Annotated in this window: 13 protein-coding genes; 9 read left to right on the top strand and 4 right to left on the bottom strand. The window is 73.6% G+C overall.

Annotated features, from left to right (window positions below; genetic code table 11):
* Nucleotides 1-35: 35 nt before the first annotated feature.
* Nucleotides 36-1,157, bottom strand: a complete 1,122-nt coding sequence (locus tag ABD841_RS06880; RefSeq protein ID WP_344968979.1) for a sensor histidine kinase — start codon at nt 1,155-1,157, stop codon at nt 36-38.
* Between the two features lie 166 nt (nt 1,158-1,323).
* On the opposite strand from ABD841_RS06880, the gene ABD841_RS06875 reads away from it, so the two are divergent.
* The 4 genes from ABD841_RS06875 to ABD841_RS06860 all read left to right on the top strand — a co-directional run bounded on the left by ABD841_RS06875 (nt 1,324) and on the right by ABD841_RS06860 (nt 7,071).
* Nucleotides 1,324-2,742, top strand: a complete 1,419-nt coding sequence (locus ABD841_RS06875; RefSeq protein ID WP_344968977.1) for an MFS transporter — start codon at nt 1,324-1,326, stop codon at nt 2,740-2,742.
* Nucleotides 2,736-4,814, top strand: coding sequence for a S9 family peptidase (locus ABD841_RS06870; RefSeq protein ID WP_344968975.1), 2,079 nt, complete (start codon nt 2,736-2,738; stop codon nt 4,812-4,814). The genes ABD841_RS06875 and ABD841_RS06870 overlap by 7 nt, the downstream gene beginning before the upstream one ends.
* Nucleotides 4,811-6,229 (top strand): serine hydrolase domain-containing protein, encoded by a 1,419-nt coding sequence (locus ABD841_RS06865; RefSeq protein WP_344968973.1) that lies wholly within the window; start codon nt 4,811-4,813, stop codon nt 6,227-6,229. The genes ABD841_RS06870 and ABD841_RS06865 overlap by 4 nt, the downstream gene beginning before the upstream one ends.
* A gap of 152 nt (nt 6,230-6,381) precedes the next feature.
* Nucleotides 6,382-7,071, top strand: coding sequence for a permease prefix domain 1-containing protein (locus ABD841_RS06860; protein ID WP_344968971.1), 690 nt, complete (start codon nt 6,382-6,384; stop codon nt 7,069-7,071).
* Nucleotides 7,072-7,268: 197 nt separating this feature from the next.
* On the opposite strand, the gene ABD841_RS06855 is transcribed toward ABD841_RS06860, so the two are convergent.
* On the bottom strand, nt 7,269-7,598 hold the full coding sequence (locus tag ABD841_RS06855) for a PadR family transcriptional regulator (protein WP_344968969.1): 330 nt from the start codon (nt 7,596-7,598) through the stop codon (nt 7,269-7,271).
* Nucleotides 7,595-7,819: a hypothetical protein gene (locus ABD841_RS06850; protein WP_344968968.1), complete on the bottom strand. Its 225-nt coding sequence runs from the start codon at nt 7,817-7,819 to the stop codon at nt 7,595-7,597. Before ABD841_RS06850 ends, ABD841_RS06855 begins: the two co-directional genes overlap by 4 nt.
* 93 nt (nt 7,820-7,912) lie before the next feature.
* Here ABD841_RS06850 and ABD841_RS06845 point away from each other — a divergent pair, with 93 nt between their 5' ends.
* Genes ABD841_RS06845 through cydC form a run of 4 tightly spaced genes read left to right on the top strand, consistent with a single transcriptional unit; the run spans nt 7,913 to nt 13,509 of the window.
* Nucleotides 7,913-9,097 carry a cytochrome ubiquinol oxidase subunit I gene (locus ABD841_RS06845; RefSeq protein WP_344968966.1) on the top strand — a complete coding sequence of 395 codons (1,185 nt, stop codon included), beginning with the start codon at nt 7,913-7,915 and terminating at the stop codon, nt 9,095-9,097.
* An 11-nt stretch (nt 9,098-9,108) separates the two neighbouring features.
* The gene (locus tag ABD841_RS06840) at nt 9,109-9,876 is read left to right on the top strand and encodes a cytochrome d ubiquinol oxidase subunit II (RefSeq protein ID WP_344968964.1); all 768 of its coding nucleotides are present in this window, start codon (nt 9,109-9,111) and stop codon (nt 9,874-9,876) included.
* Nucleotides 9,877-9,895: 19 nt separating this feature from the next.
* Entirely contained in the window at nt 9,896-11,797 is a 1,902-nt protein-coding gene (locus ABD841_RS06835; protein WP_344968962.1) for an ABC transporter ATP-binding protein/permease, read from the top strand.
* Nucleotides 11,794-13,509, top strand: coding sequence for a thiol reductant ABC exporter subunit CydC (cydC, locus tag ABD841_RS06830; RefSeq protein ID WP_344968961.1), 1,716 nt, complete (start codon nt 11,794-11,796; stop codon nt 13,507-13,509). The genes ABD841_RS06835 and cydC overlap by 4 nt, the downstream gene beginning before the upstream one ends.
* 250 nt (nt 13,510-13,759) lie before the next feature.
* On the opposite strand, the gene ABD841_RS06825 is transcribed toward cydC, so the two are convergent.
* Nucleotides 13,760-15,133 carry a S1C family serine protease gene (locus ABD841_RS06825; RefSeq protein WP_344968959.1) on the bottom strand — a complete coding sequence of 458 codons (1,374 nt, stop codon included), beginning with the start codon at nt 15,131-15,133 and terminating at the stop codon, nt 13,760-13,762.
* Nucleotides 15,134-15,393: 260 nt separating this feature from the next.
* Between ABD841_RS06825 and ABD841_RS06820 the strand changes: the two genes are divergently transcribed.
* On the top strand, nt 15,394-16,188 hold the full coding sequence (locus ABD841_RS06820; protein WP_344968958.1) for a metallophosphoesterase family protein: 795 nt from the start codon (nt 15,394-15,396) through the stop codon (nt 16,186-16,188).
* Nucleotides 16,189-16,202: the final 14 nt, after the last annotated feature.

Here is a 16,202-nt window from a genome sequence, read left to right as displayed (position 1 = left end):
CGGCTCGCCTCCCGCCCGGATCTCCGCGCCCGGGATCACCGGGTCACCGCCGGGAGCGTCGCGGTCAGCTCGAAGCCGCCCTCGGCCGTCGGCGCCGCGTGGAACACCCCGCCGACCAGCTCGACCCGCTGCCGCAGCCCCAGCAGCCCCATGCGAGAGGAGGGGGGCAGCGCCGGGGTCCCGGCCGCGGCCGCCGGGTTGCGGACGCTGACCAGCAGTGCGGAACCCTCCTGGCTGAGCCGGACCTGGACGGGAGTCCCGGGGGCGTGCTTGCGCGCGTTGGTCAACGCCTCCTGGACCACCCGGTAGGCGGTCCGGCCGAGCGCCGGTGAGACCACGATGCCGTCGTCCTGGGCCAGCTCGACCGCCAGCCCCGACTCCGCGACCAACCGGGAGACGTCGACGAGCGCCGGCTGCGGGGTCAGCTCGACGGGACCGGCGTCGTGCAGGACGCCCACCACCTCGCGCAGCTCGTCGAGCGCGCGCCGCCCGGTCGCGCGCAGTTCCTCGGCGGCCTGCCTGACCTCCGCGGTCGGCGCGGTCATCCGCAGCGCCCCCGCCTGGAGCACCATCAGGCTCACGTGGTGGGTCACCACGTCGTGCATCTCGCGGGCCAGCCTGGTGCGCTCCTCGGCCCGCGCCTGCTCCGCCAGGAACCGTTGCTCCCGCTCCGCGCGCTCGGCCCGCTCGGCCAGGGCCTGGTTGAGGCGGCGCCGGCTGTCGGCGTAGAGGCCCAGGATCGTCGGAGGGACCGTCGCCAGCCCGCAGATCGAGATCAGCTGCAGCGCCACGGCCAGGCTCCGGGCCTCCCACAGGTGCGACATCGTCAGCAGGGTCACGGCCGCGACGGCGATCAGGAGCCGCCGATCGCCCCGGTGCGCGCCGAGGGAGTAGAGGGCGAACGGTGTCGCGAGCGGCACCTCGATGTATCCCAGCGGGACCATGACGAGCGCGACCGCGAGCGGGAACCGCCGCCTGGCGAGCAGCGCGCCGGCCCCGGCCGCCTGCACCCCGAGCCCCTGCCAGGGGACGTCGGGCAGCAGCGCCATCGGCACGGCGCCGCCGATCACCATGTCGCTGGTCGCGCCCACCACGCCCACGGCCGTGGCGAGAGCGACGTTCCCGGCCACCCGCCGGGTCTCGGCCCGCAACTTCACCCGACCAAGCTATCCGGGCCGCCCGGCCGCCCCCACCCGCCCGCGGGGGGACACGACGAAAGTAGGTGCCCGTTCCCTACCTTCGCGACGCGTTCACACATCTTCCGCCGCTCGTGGCGGCCGCCCGCCCGGCGCGATCCTCGAACTCCCCTCACCAGGAGGTTCGATGAACGATCCGCCCGACATCCCCACGGCTCCCGATCCGCCGGCGCCGCTGGCCCGGGAGGACGCCCGGGCCGTGCTCGGCGTGACGGGCAGGAAGGACGACACCACTCCCCTGCTCCGCACGCTGAGAGCACACGGCACCGGTCTCTCCTTCATGGTCGGGCTGTCCGTCCTGGCCGTCGTGGACGGCTTCCAGACCCAGGCCTTCAGCGTGCTCACGCCCGAGGTGTCCGCCGGCACCGGAGTGGACCTGGGCACGATCTCCGCCATCATCGGTGTCCAGGGAGTCGCGGCGGGCCTCGCGCCGTTCGGCGTCGCGGCACTGCTGCGCCGCTATCCCCATCGCGTACGGCTCGCGCTCGCCACCGGCTTCGCCTGGAGCGTCGCCACCCTGTTCACCGGCGTGGTGAGCGGGCCCGTGTCGCTGGGCGCGCTGATGCTGGTCAACGGGGCCACCACGGGCACGGTCGCGCTGCTCCACCCGCCGTTGCTGATGGACGCCTACCCGCCCGCCGCCCGGATGCGCGTCATGTCGCTCTACTCGGCCTCCACACCGCTGGCCAACATCGTGGCGCCGTTGTTCATCGCGGTCCTGGTGTCCTGGCTCGGCATGGACTGGCGGGCGGTGTTCGTCTCGCTCGGGGTGGTCTCCGTCCTGGCCTGCCTGCCCGTGCTGAGGTTGCGCGAGCCGACGCTCGGCCGCTGGGACGTGGCCGAGCTGAGCGCCCGCGCGGGGGTCTCTCCGCCGACGGGCCACGACGACCCGATGGGTTTCCTCGCGACGGTCCGGCGGGTGATGCGGATCCCGTCGATCCGGCGGATGGCCGCCGGGTTCACCGCGATCGGCGCGCTGGCCGTGCCGTACGGCGTGGTGATCTCCACACTGCTGGACAGCGAGTGGGGACTCTCGGTCGGTCAGCGCGGGCTGTTCACCAGCGCCACCGCGGTGGTCTCGATCGTCGCCCTGGCCGTGTTCGGCAGCCGGGCCGAAAGCGCCTACCGGGCGGGGCCCGCCCGGTTCATGGCGCTCAGCGGCGGGGCGCTCGCGCTGGCCGCCGCCGCCTTCGCCCTGTCGGCGCTCGTGCCGAACCTCTGGCTGGTGCTCGCCCTGCTGGCCCTGGGCCAGGCGCTGCTGGCCGTCATCGGGCCGTGCCTGTTCATCGGCGGGCTCTCGGTCGTGCGGCCGGAGGACCGGGCACACGCCATGGCCGCCCTGGGCTTGATCCTCGCCTTCGGCGGGCTGGCCGGCGCCGGGCTGCTCGCCCTGGCGACCGCCTTCTTCGACATGCGGGGGGCGCTGCTCCTGCTGCTCCTGCCCGCCGTCGCCGGGTCGCTGCTCATCGCGACCCTGCACAAGACCCTCATGGGCGATCTCGACGCCCTGATCGACCACGCGATAGGAGAAGAGAAGCAGTGCTAGACAGATACCGCAGGGCCGAGGCCCTGCACATCGCCCGGCAGGGCGGCCTGGTCCACCGGGCGACGGTGAGCCCGAACTGGGAGGGCGACTCCTTCTGGTACCGGGTGGACACCGCCGAGGGCCCAAAGTGCTTCCGGGTGTTCCCGGAGACGGGGGAACGCCGGGAAATCGACGACCCGGGCGTCGCGGAGATGCCGCCGCCGGAGATCACCGGGGCCCGTACGTCCCCCGACGGCCGGCACACCGTGACCGTGAGCGGCGGGAACCTCGTGGTGAACGGCGAGCCCTTCACCGCGGACGGCGAGTCGGACCACGCCTACGGCCTCCCCAGCGACCAGGGAAGGCTGCCGATCGTGGCCCTGCAGGCGGGCATGAGCGTGCCGCCGCTGGTCGAGTGGGCGCCGGACGGCCGCAGGTTCGTCACCCTCCGGGTGGACCAGAGGCATGTGCCGACGCTCACCATGACCCAGTCGTGCCCGCCGGACGGGAGCCCCCGCCCGCTGGTCCACACGCTCCACTACGAGATGCCGGGCGATCCGCTGCCGACCTTCCAGCAGATGATCTTCGACGCGGAGACCGGCGACCGGGTCGACATCGCGATCGAGCCGCTGACCTTCACCCATGACGCCCCGCTCGGCGTCGGGCGGGTCTGGTGGGAGGACGACGACACCCTCTGGATGCTGTACGGCACGCGCGGCTACAAGGCGGCCAGGCTCTACCGGATCGACGCGCGCACCGGCGCCGCCGAGGTCGTCCTGGAGGAGTCCAGCGAAACGATCATGAATTCGGCGCCCACGATCGTGGAGTCCCCCCTCGTGCGCACCCGCGGCGACGAGGTGTTGTGGTATTCCGACCGCTCCGGCTGGGGCCACCTCTACCTGTATGTGAACGGCGAGCTGAAGAACGCCGTCACCGAGGGAATGTGGCTGGTCCGCGACCTGGTCCATGTCGACTGGGATGCGCGGGAGGTGTTCTTCGTCTCCGGCGGGCACGGCTCCAACCCCTACTACCGGCGGCTCTGCCGGGCCGGCCTGGACGGGACCGGAGTCACCATGCTCACCCCCGAGGACACCGACCACCAGATCGCCGCCTCGCCCGGCGGCCGCTGGTTCGTCGACACCCACGCCGCCCCCGGGCAGGCCCCCGTCACCGTGCTGCGCGACGCCACCGGGGCCGTCGTCACGGAACTGGAACGCGCCGACCTCACCGCGCTGGAGAAGGCGGGATGGCGGGCGCCCGAGCCGTTCACGGTCAAGGCCGCCGACGGCACGACCGACATCCACGGCCTGCTCCACCTGCCCGCCGACTTCGACCCGTCCGGGAGCTACCCGATCCTCGACTCGATCTACAACGGGCCGCAGGTCACCCGGCAGCTCCGCACCACACTGCGCGGCTTCCCCATCGATCCGTTCCTGCTCGACCCCGCGGGCGGCGCTCCGATGTTCGCCCAGCTCGGCCTGGCCGTCGTGGTCCTCGACGGGCGCGGCACGCCGTACCGGTCGAAGGCGTTCCACAACGTCTCCTACGGCGACCCGACCGCGGCGCTGGGCATCGACGACCACGTGGCGGCGATCAGGCAGCTCGCCGCCGAGCGCCCCTACCTCGACCTCTCCCGGGTCGGGATCACCGGGCACTCGGCCGGGGGCGCCTCCGCGTTCCGGGCGGCGCTGCGTCACCCGGAGTTCTTCACCGCGGCCGTGTCCTCCGCGGGCGACCACGACCACAGTGGCTACTACGCGATCTGGGGGGAGAGCTACCAGGGACCGCCGCCCCGCGACTACACCGGCGGATCGCCGCTGCCGCTCGCCGGGGAGCTGCGGGCCAAGTTGCTGCTGCTCTTCGGCGAGATGGACGACAACTGCCATCCCGCCCTGTCGCTCCGCGTCGTCAACGCGCTGATCGCCGCGGACAAGGACTTCGAGATGCTCATGGTCCCCAACGCCGCCCACGGCTACGGCCCCGCCGAGGCCCACGTGCTGCGCCGCCAGTGGGACTTCCTCACCCGTCACCTGATCGGCCAGGAGCCTCCGGCCGGCTACCGCATCGACCCGACTTTCGGAGCGGCCAAATGACCGACGATCTTCGCGGCCTCTCCCCGGCGGGCGACCTCCGCGACGCACGGGACCTCTCGTCCCCGGACGACCTGGGCGCCAAGCTCACCGAGCTCGCCCGCCGGCACGGGATCACCGGTGCGGTCATCGCGTTCAGCCGAGGCGGCACCGTGGTCGAGGCCGCCACGGGCGTGCTCAACACGCGCACCGGCTGCCCGGCCACCCCCGACTCGCTCTTCCAGGTCGGCTCGATCGCCAAGACCTGGACCGCCACCCTGATCATGCAGCTCGTCGGCGAGGGGAGGCTCTCCCCGGATCAGACCGTCCGGTCCGTGCTGCCCGGTTTCGCCCTCGGAGACGAGGACGTCGCCGCGAGTGTCACGATCCGTCAGCTCCTCACCCACACGGCCGGTTTCGAGGGCGACGTGTTCATCGACACCGGCAGGGGCGACGACGCCGTGGAGAAGCTCGTCGCCCTGCTCTCCGGCACGCCGCAGCTCTTCCCGCCCGGCGCCATGTGGTCCTACAACAACGCCGCCTACTGCGTGCTGGGCCGCATCGTGGAGGTGCTGCGCGACATGCCGTACAGCACGGCCCTGCGCACCCACCTCGCCGCCCCGCTCGGCCTCACCCACCTCGCCACCGGCGCCGACGAGGCGATCCTGTACGGCACCGCGGTCGGCCACGCCGGCGGTGAGCCGGTCCCGGTCTGGTCGCTGATGAGGTCCAACGAGCCCGCCGGGTCCAGCCTGGCCATGCGCGCCCGCGACCTGCTGTCCTTCGCCCACATGCACCTGCGCGGCGGCCTCGCCGAAAACGGCGCGCGTGTGCTGCCCGAGGAGCTCGCCGTGCTGATGCGCGAGCCTCAGATCAGGCTCCCGGACCTGTGCCGGCCGTCGTCGTGGGGGCTCGGCTGGGAGCTGCGGGAGTGGGAGGGCGGAATCGTGGCCGCCCACGACGGCTCCACCCCGGGGCAGGTCGCCTCGCTGTTGACCGTTCCGGAAGCCGGGGTGGCCGCCGTCCTGCTGACCAACGGCGGCGATCCCGGCCCGCTGGTCACCGGGCTGCTCCAGCCGATGGTCGAGGAGTTCGCCGGGGTCAGGGCGCCCGCACCGCCGGTGCCCCCGGCCGAGCCACTCCCCGTCGACATCGCCCGCTACACCGGCCGTTACCTCTCCGACGTGGTCGCCTGGGACGTGACGGCCGATGAGGCGGGATCGCTCTGGCTCACCGCCACCCCGCTCGGCGTCATGGCCGAGCACGGCGGGGCGCAGCGGTTCCGGCTGGCGAGGCTGCGTGATGACACGTTCCTGTTCGCCGAGCCGCAGGGCGGCACCCACACAGCCGTCGCCTTCGTGGGAGGAGAGCGGATCGGGTTCCTGCACACCGGGCGGGCCAACCCCCGGGAGGAACTCCCGGCCGACCCGATGCGCTGACGGAAGGCAGGGCCCGGGCGGCGGGGTCCGATGATCGGCCGCGGGGGCGGCGCGTCCGGCTCTTCTCAGGGTCATCCCGGATGCGCCGCCCCCGGACGGCCGCGATGATGGGGGCGGACGCCCTCGACGGGGATCACGCGGCTGGAGAGCACATGGCGAGCACCGGAGTCATCGACGACTATGTGACCGGGCTCGGCCGCGCCCTGAGGGGCCCCAGGGGTCACAAGCTCGACATGGTCACCGAGGCTCGCGACAGCCTGCTCGACGCCGCAGAGGCGCTGGAGGGCGGCGGCCTGGACCGGGCCGAGGCCGAGCGGGTCGCCGTCGAGGAGTTCGGCCCGATCAGCGTGATCGCCCCCGGCTACCAGGAGGCGCTCTCCGTCGCGGCGGGCCGCAGGCTGGCCGCCGTGCTGTTCGTCACCGTGCCGCTCACCACGCTCATGTGGAGCGTGATCTGGCAGTTCTTCCCGGTCGCCGTGTCGGAGTACGAGGCGAGGCCGGTCTGGTTCGTGCCGGTCGCCCGGGGCCTGGACATCCTGCAGATGCTCATCGGCCTGCTCGGCGGCGTCGCACTGTTCGCGCTGGGCCGGGGGTTGCGCCGGATCAGACGGCCGCTGCGGGTGACCCGCGCCCTGGCCCTGTTCGTCTGGGCGATGCAGCCGGTCGTTCTCGCGCTGTCCGTGGCGCTGATGGTGGGCTCGCGGGGTCCCGCGGGCTTCAGCGACTACCCGCCGGGAGTGGGCATGTCACTGGTGAGTCACGCGCTCTGGATGGTCCAGCTGTACGCGGCCACCCGCTGCCTGCGCTTCAGTCGGCACGTTCCCGCTCCCGTCCCCGTCTGAGCCTCCCCGGACGCCCACGCCGGCGGGAGCGCGCCTCCCCCACCCTCGCCGTCTGCCTCCGGGTGCCGGTGACGGCGGGGGCACGCGGCGGCGGAAACACGCGGTGGCAAAAGCACACGGTGACGAGAACACTCGCCTCCGGGTGCCGGTGACGGGGAGAGCCCGCGCCGACGGAGGCACGCGGCGGGCTGTGGGCCTCAGCGCGCGGGGGGCGGCTCCAGGACGCTGCCGATGACCCCGGCGAACTCGCGCCAGGCGGAGCGCTCGCCCACGAGCGCCGTACGGCCCGAGGACGTCAGGCGGTAGGTGCGGCGCCTGCGGCCGCCCACCGTGGCCCACTCGCTCGCCAGGTATCCCGCCTGCTCCAACCGGCGCAGCGCCGGGTAGACGGTGCCGGTCGGCACATTCAGCGCGCCGCCGCTGCGTTCCTGCAGCGCCTCGATGATCGCGTAGCCGTGCAGGGGCTCATGTTCCAGCACGGAGAGCAGCAGGGCGTCCATGTGCCCGCGCAGCGCGTCGGCGTTCACGAGATCCCCTTCATCAGCGCGACCGCCTCGACTGGCGCGACCGGCGCGATTTCGCCCATCGGACCGGCCCCCTCCGCCGGGGTCGCCCCCGCCCACGCGGCCCCGCTCGCCCGCATGGCCCTCTCCATCGGCACGACCGTCCCCACCGGCACGCTCCCCTTCGCCCGCGGGCCGGGCGCCGCCCGGCGGCGCCCGGCGGCCCGCTCGCCTAGCTCAGTCACGAGGTCAGCCTACCTCTCTATAGGCACGCTACATGTAGGCAATCTACATGTAGAGTGCCTACAGAAGGCAGACACAACAATGGAGGTGAGACCGTGGACGTGCTCGACCTGGCCCGGACGCAGTTCGCGGTGACAGGAAGTCTCCACTTCCTGTTCGTCGTGCTGACCCTGGGCCTGGCCCCCCTGGTCGCGATCATGCATACCCGCCACGCCGTCACCGGCCTGCCCGTCCACGAGCGCATGACCCGCTTCTGGGGGCAGGTCTACGTGATCAACTACGCGCTCGGGATCCTCACCGGCCTGGTGATGGAATTCCAGTTCGGCCTGAACTGGAGCGGGCTGTCGCACTACGCCGGGGACGTCTTCGGCGCGCCGCTCGCGGTCGAGACGCTCGGGGCCTTCTTCCTGGAGTCCACGTTCCTGGGCCTGTGGATCTTCGGCTGGCACCGGCTGCCCAAGTGGCTCCACGTGGCCTGCATCTGGCTGGTGACGCTGACCGCGTACCTCTCCGCGTTCTGGATCATGGTGGCCAACGCGTTCCTGCAGAACCCGGCGGGCGCGGTGGAGCGCGGCGGCCACCTCGTCCTGACCGACGTGGGCGCACTGCTCGCCAACCCGATGCTGCTCGCGGCGCTCCCCCACGTGATCGGCGCCGCCCTGTGGGCCGGGGGCTTCGTGCTGATGGGCGCCTCCGCCTACCGGCTGTTCACCGGAACCGACGAGCGGGAGTTCTTCACCCGCTCGCTCCGGATGGGAGTGATCACCGCCCTCCTCGGCTCCCTGCTCACGGTCGGCTCCGGCTACTTCCAGTTCGCCCCCGTGGCGGAGTTCCAGCCGGACAAGTTCCAGGGTGACCCACTGGCCGGGATCGGGCTCGGCTTCATGATCCTGATCGGGCAGTCGCTGCAGATGGTCATCCTGTTCGTCCTGGCGCCCACCGTGTACTGGCTGCCGCGCTGGCGGTGGGCGCACCCGATCCTCATGCTGATGACCCCGCTGCCGTTCCTGGCCGCGATCCTCGGCTGGCTGGCCCGCGAGGTCGGCCGGCAGCCCTGGCTGATCCAGGGCAGGCTCACCGTCGCCGACGCCATGTCGCCCGGCCTCACCTCCGGGATGGTCGCCGCCTCGCTCGTCGCCTTCGCCGGCGTGCTCGGCCTGCTGGCGGTCGCCGACTACGCGCTGATCGTCCGGACCGTCCGGCGCGGACCGGCCGCCGTCGCCCTGGGCGCGGGCGGCCCCGCCGATTCCACCGAGCGCGCGCACGCGCTGAGCCACTAGGGAGGCAGATCGTGGACATCCTCTGGCTGGGCGCCCTGGCCCTGCTGCTGACCGGCTACTTCGCGCTGGCGGGCTTCGACATTGGACTGGGCATGCTGCTGCCCGCGCTCGGCGGGAACCAGGAGGGCCGTGACCGGGTCGTCGCGGCCATGGCGCCGTTCGTCCTGGCGAACGAGGTATGGCTGGTGGCCGTGGCGGGCGTGCTGTTCGGCGCCTTCCCGGCGGTCGAGGGGGAGGTGCTGTACGGCCTGTACCCGCTGGTGGTCTCGCTGCTGGTGTCGTGGATCCTGCGGGACGCCGGGCTCTGGTTCCGCCGCCGCGCGGACGGCCGCGCGTGGCGGGCGGGCTGGGACTGGACGATCTGCGTCGCCTCGTACGGCCTGGCGCTGAGCTGGGGCATGGCGCTGGTCGCGATGGCCGGCGGCCTGGCGGGGCCGGTGATCGGACTGCCCGGCCTGGCGGGCGGGGCGGTGGTCGCGGGGCTGTTCGCCCTGCACGGCTGGACGTTCGTCTCCTGGCGGCTGCCCGGGCAGGTGACCGGTGCGCGCCGGACCGGGCGGGCCCTGCTGCTGACCGCGTGCGCCGCCGCCGCGCCCGCCGCGGCGCTGCTCGCCGCCCTGGCTCCGTGGCTGCTGGCGCACGCGGCCCCGGACGAGACACTGAGTGTGCTCAGTGTCATGATTTTGCCGTTAACACCGGTCATGGTGGGTGCGCAAGTATGGGTGTGGCGCACGTTCGGTCCTCGGCGTGCCGCCGATCCGACCCCGTCGTTCTTCTGATGAGCCTTCTAAGGGTGGCATGCACAAGGATCTCGTAAGGCTGGCGCGGAGCGAGCGGGCCGTCCGCGGCCACCTGGCTCTGTGCCTGGCCGCCGCCGTCCTCGCCGGCCTGCTCGTCCTGGTCCAGGCGGAGCTGCTGGCCGGAGTGCTCTCCGGGCGGTTCGCGGCCTCCGCCCTGCTGCTGCTGGCGGTGGTCGTCGGCGTACGGGCGCTGCTGGCCCTGGTGCAGGGCGCCGCCGCCGGGCGCACGACCACCGGCGTGAAGTCCGCGTTACGCCATCGCCTGCTGGCGCGGCTGCAGGAGCTGGGCCCGGTCCGGCCGGCGGCGCAGCGCTCGGGTGAGCTGGTCACGCTGACGGGCCGCGGGCTGGACGCCCTCGACCCCTACCTGTCGGGATACCTTCCGTCGGTGGCGGTCGCGGGCGTCGTGCCGATCGCGGTGCTCGTCCGGCTGTTCGCCGCCGACCTGACCAGCGCGCTGATCGTGCTGGTCACGCTGCCGCTCATCCCGATCTTCGGGGCCCTGGTCGGCATGCACACCCGGGCGGTCACCGAGCGCCAGTGGCGGGCCCTGTCCCGCCTCGGCGGGCACTTCCTGGACGTGGTCCGGGGCCTGCCCACGCTGCGCGCCTTCGGCCGGGCCCGCTACCAGGCGGAGGTGATCCGGCAGGTGGCCGACGCCCACCGGAGCGCGACGATGCGCACGCTCCGGGTGGCGTTCCTGTCGTCGCTGGTGCTGGAGCTGGCCGCGTCGCTGTCGCTCGCGCTGGTCGCCGTCCCGGTGGGACTGCGGCTGCTGTCCGGCTCGCTGGACCTGCCGACCGCGCTGCTGGTGCTGCTCCTGGCGCCGGAGGCGTATCTGCCGCTGCGCGCCATGGGCAACAAGTTCCACGCGGCGATGGAGGGCGTCGCCGCGGCCGACGAGGCGTTCGCCGTGCTGGACGACGCGACCCGGGCACCGGGCGCCGACGCCGCGGCCTCCGCCGCGGGCGGGGCCCGCGCCGGGAGCGCCCGTGCGGGAGCGGCTCCGGAGACGGGCGCGGGCACGGGCGCGGGCACGGGCGCGGGCACGCTCGGCGCCACGGCGCGGCACGTGAACGGCGCGAAGATCGCGGACGCGGCGGGAAGCCCGAACGGGGCGAGGATCGGGAACGGGGCGGAGCCCGAGGGCGTGGCGGGGGCGGACGCTCCCGGCAGGGCCGTCCGGGCGCCGGAGATCCGGCTGGAGAACGTCACGGTGCGCTACCCGGACCGCGAGGAGGCCGCGCTGGAGGACGTCTCGCTGGTGATCGCGCCGGGCGAGCGGGTCGCGCTGGTCGGCGAGAGCGGCGCGGGCAAGAGCACCCTGCTCCACCTGCTGCTCGGATTCGTCCGCCCCGCCTCGGGCCGGGTCCTGGTCGACGGCGTCGAACTCGCCGACCACGGCTCCTGGCGCGACCGGCTGGCGTTCGTGCCCCAGCGCCCGCACCTGTTCGCCACCTCGGTGGCCGACAACATCAGGCTCGGCGCGCCGGAGGCGACGATCGACGAGGTGCGGGCCGCGGCGCGGGCCGCGCACGCCGACGAGTTCGTCACGGCGCTGCCCGACGGGTACGACACCGCGCTCGGCGAGCGGGGGGCGAACCTGTCGGCCGGGCAGCGGCAGCGGGTCGCGCTGGCCCGCGCCTTCTGCCGCCCCGAGGCCGGTCTGCTCCTGCTGGACGAGCCGACCGCCCGGCTCGACGGCCGCAGCGAGAGCGCCGTCGTCACCGCGACCCGCGACCTCGCCGAGGGCCGCACCGCGGTGATCGTCGCGCACCGGCCGGCGATGATCGACCTGGCCGACCGGGTGATCCGGATCGCCGACGGCCGCGTGGTGGCCGACGCACCGGCCGGCGAGAGACAGCCGGCCGGCACGCGCGGGGAGGTTCCGTCCCGATGACAGGCATCAGAGATCTCGCCCCCGTCATCCGCACGGACCGGATGGGCCGCCGGCTGGGCCTGGCCGTGGCGGCGGGCGCGGCGGCCGAGCTGGCCGGGCTCGGGCTGATCGGATCCGCCGCGTGGCTGATCGCCAGGGCCGCCGAGCAGCCCCCGCTGGCGGCGCTGAGCGTGGCGATCGTCGGGGTCAGGGCCTTCGCGACGAGCAAGGGCGTCTTCCGGTACGGCGAGCGCCTGGCCGGGCACGACGTCGCGCTCCGCGCCCAGGCGTCGACCAGGGAGCGGCTCTACCGGGCGCTCATCCCCGCCGGGCCGCTGAACCAGCGCGGGGCCGACCTGCTCAGCCGGATGGTCGACGACACCGACGCGGTCCAGGATCTGCTGGTGCGCTGCCTGCTCCCGGCGGCCGCGGCGCTGGTGACCGGGGTCGTGGCGGTCACGATCGGGCTGTTCCTCCTCCCGGCCGCGGCGCTGGTGCTGCTCGCGGGGCTGCTGGCGGGCGGGGTGCTGATCCCCGCGGGCACGTCCGCCGCCGCGCGGCGCTGGGCGGCCAGGATCGCCCCGGCCCGGGCCGACCTGGCCGCCCGGGTCGCCGACCTGGTGCACGCCGCGGCCGACCTGGCCGCGTACGGGGCGAACGGGCGGGCGCTGGCCGCCGCGGACGAGGCGGACGCCCGGCTGGCGGCGCTGGCACGCCGCCAGGCGCGGGCGAACCCGCTGGCGGCGGCGCTCGGCGTGGTCACCCAGGGCCTGACCGTGGCGGCGGTCATCCTGGTCGCGCAGGGCGCCGGGGTGGGCACCGTCGCCACTACCGTGCTGGCGCTGACCTCGCTGGTGTCGTTCGAGCCCGTGCTGCCGCTGGCGGCGGCCGGGGAGCGGCTGACCGGGGTGCTCGCCGCGCTGCGCCGCCTGCGGGAGATCCGCTCGACGCCGCCCGCGGTGGCCGACCCCGCCGCGCCCGCGCCGGTCCCCACCGGACCGCTGACCGTCGAGGTCGAGGACCTGGTGGTCCGCCACGGACCCGGCCGCGCCCCCGCGCTGGACGGCGTCAGCCTGACCCTGACCCCCGGCAGGCGCGTCGCCCTGGTCGGCCCCAGCGGCGCGGGCAAGAGCACGCTGCTGTCCGCCCTGATGCGCCTGGTCGAGCCCGAGGCCGGGACGATCCGGGTGAACGGGGTGGAGATCGGGGATCTGTCCGCCGACGACGCCCGGCGGCTGATGACGGGCCTGACGCAGGACCCGTACGTGTTCCAGGCGTCGCTCCGCGACAACCTGCGGCTGGCCGGTCCCGAGGCCGGCGACGAGGAGCTGGGGGAGGCCGTGCGGCGGGCGCGGCTGGAGCGGTGGGTGGAGCGCACCGGCTGGGACGCCGTGCTCGGCGAGGACGGGCGGACGGTCTCGGGCGGCCAGCTCCAGCGCCTGGCACTCGCCCGTGCGCTGCTGCACAACCCCCCGGTCCTGCTGCTGGACGAGCCCGCCGAGGCCCTGGACGAGGCGACCGCGGACGCGCTCATGGCGGACCTGCTGGACGCCACGCACGGCCACACCATGTTGCTGGTCACGCACCGCCTGCGCGGGCTGGAGCGGGTGGACGAGATCGTCGTGCTGGAGAACGGCTCGGTCGCGCAGCGGGGCACCCACGAGGAACTGGTCTCCTCCCCCGGCTACTACCGCGACCTGTGGCGCTCGGAGGCCCTGACCGCCGGGCGCTGACCCGGGGACACCGGCCTCCGGAACCGTCTCCGGCCCGGCACCGAGTCGCCTCCCCGGCTCCGGCCCCGCGGCGCCCGCCCGACGACGGCACCCCCGACCGGTGGTGCCCGCCGCTCAGCCGGGAGACCGGCCCGGCCTTGCGGCGCTCGCCCGACGACAGTGCCCGACGGCTGCGCCCCCGGACATGGATGTGCCGCCGGGACCGCAACGTCCCGGCGGCGCATCCCCCAAGGGGGCAACCAAGGGCTCTTTACTCGCCGGTCTTCTCGGCGAGGGTGACCGTGACGGTCTGGGGCTGCCCGTCACGAACGTAGGTGATGGTCACCTTCTGGCCGGGCTTGAAGCCGCGGACCGCGCCGACCACGGTGGCGGCGTCCTCGACGGCCTTGTCGTTGATCTTGGTGATCAGGTCGCCCTGCCTGATGCCCGCCTGGGCCGCCGGGCTGCCATCGGTGACCTGGCCGACCAGGGCGCCGCCCGCGTCGCCGACGGCGTCGGTGACGCTGACGCCCAGGAAGGCGTGGGAGACCTTGCCGGTCTCGATGAGCTGCTGGGCGACCTGGCTGGCGGTGTTGACCGGGATGGCGAAGCCGACGCCGATGCTGCCCTCGCCACCGTTGGTGGCGATGGCGGTGTTGATGCCCACCACCTCGCCGTTCGAGTTGACCAGCGCGCCCCCCGAGTTGCCGGGGTTGATCGCCGCGTCGGTCTGGATGGCGCCGCCGATGGTGGTGGACCCGCCGCCCTGCCGCTGTTCCCTGCCCCAGCCGGGCGGCAGCTGCCGGGGGCCCTGGTCGTCGCCGACGGTCAGCGTGCGGTTCAGCGCGCTGACGATACCGGCGGTGACCGAGCCCGACAGGCCGAGCGGGCTGCCGATGGCCAGGACCGGGTCACCCACCTTGAGCCGGTCGCTGTCGCCGATCGAGGCCTTGGTGAGGCCGGAGACGCCCTCCGCCCGGATGACCGCGAGGTCGGTGGCCGGGTCGGTGCCGACGATCTTGGCGGTCGCGATCTTGCCGTCGCTGAACTTGACGGTCACCTGGCCCCCCTGTCCGGCTCCCTCGACCACGTGGTTGTTGGTCAGGATCAGGCCGTCGGCCGACAGGATCACGCCCGACCCCTCCCCGCTGCCGCTCGCGGTCCTGACCTCGATGGAGACCACCGACGGCTGGACGGCCTGGGCGATGTCGGCGACCGTGGCCGCGTTGCCGACCGGCCTGCCGGCGATCGGGCCGGACGCGGCGACCGGGGCGGCCTGGTTGAAGCTCGTGGCGGTGAAGGCCCCCACGGCCCCACCCCCGATGGCCATGGCGGCCAGCGCGAGCCCGGCGCCGATCTTCTGTCCCGCGGTGAGCCTGGCCCGGGGCGCGGGCACCGCGGCGGGCATCCCCTGCGCCCCCGGTGCTCCCGGCCCCCCGGCTCCCCCCGGTGCTCCCGGCGCACCGGGCGCCTCGGCCGCGAGCTGCTCGGGCACCGGGTGGATCAGCGTCGGTTGCGGCTCGGTGTCACCGTCGGAACGGTAGGCGCCGACGCGCGGCGGCACCTTGCCGAACTGAGTCCAGCCGTCGTTCCCGGGGGCAGCCTCGGTCGGCGTGTTCTCCTGCTCATTCTTGTTCGGTTCCATGTCTTCCCCCACGTTCTGGACCCCGGTTCCCGGGGCCGAGACCGGTGCTCACCGGCTATGAGAAAACGATGACGCACAGGGCGTAAGACCTGGTTAAGGGGATGATCGACGTGATCGTCGTTTCCTCACCGCGGCTTTATCAGCCGTGGTGAGGAGGGGTTCCGGCGGCCGTCGGCGGCTGGAAAATCACCGCGGGAAGACCGTTCCCGTCCGCCGAAATCCGGTTGTCCTCCGGACCCGCCTTTCATCATCATCGGCCCATGAGATTTGCGGTCATCGGTGACATCCACGGCAACTTCGCCGAGGCGGACGCGATAATCCGGCGCCACGCCGGTCCCGTCGACGCCATCTTCAGCGTCGGGGATGCCGAGCCGAACAGAACCGAGGCCGAGAGCCTCGGGGTCGGCGGCCCCGCCAAGCACCGCAAAGTCGGTGATTTCCCCGAGTTCGCCGGGGGCCTGCGCACCATGAGCGCCCCCGTCTACTTCATCGGCGGCAACCATGAACCATGGCCGTCGCTCGACGCGCACGGCCCCGGGGAATGGGCACCCGGTTTTCATTTCCTCGGGCGCTCCGGCGTGCGGGAGATCGCCGGCCTCCGGGTCGCCTTCCTGTCCGGTGTCTACTCACGCTACTTCAGCGAGCCCGACGAGCCTCCCGCGATCACGCCGGAGCGGCTGAAGGAGTACGGCTACTTCACCAGGCCGCACGTCAAGCACCTCCTCAGTCAGGCGCGCGGCAAGAAGATCGACTTGTTCATCACCCATGACTGGCCCTCGGGACTGTCCTACCGACACCACGGCAAGATCCCCGTGGGACGGGACCACATCCGCGCGCTGACCGACGCCCTCGCCCCTCAGGTGCACGTCTGCGGCCACATGCACGCCCCGTTCAGGGAACGGATCGGCGTCACGGACGTGATCTGCCTGTCGCAGGTGATCTACGGCGTCGACGCCGTCGCCGTCCTCGAACTCACGCCGGACGGCGTCCTGAAAGAAGGGCCGTTGACCGACAGGTCGTCTCAGCACATGGGCGGCGTGCCGACCGGCGGCTGACGGCCCGTCCCGCA

The sequence above is a fragment of the Streptosporangium fragile genome (genome assembly GCF_039534445.1).
GTDB lineage: Bacteria > Actinomycetota > Actinomycetes > Streptosporangiales > Streptosporangiaceae > Streptosporangium > Streptosporangium fragile.
This window is presented reverse-complemented; position numbering and strand designations above follow the sequence as displayed.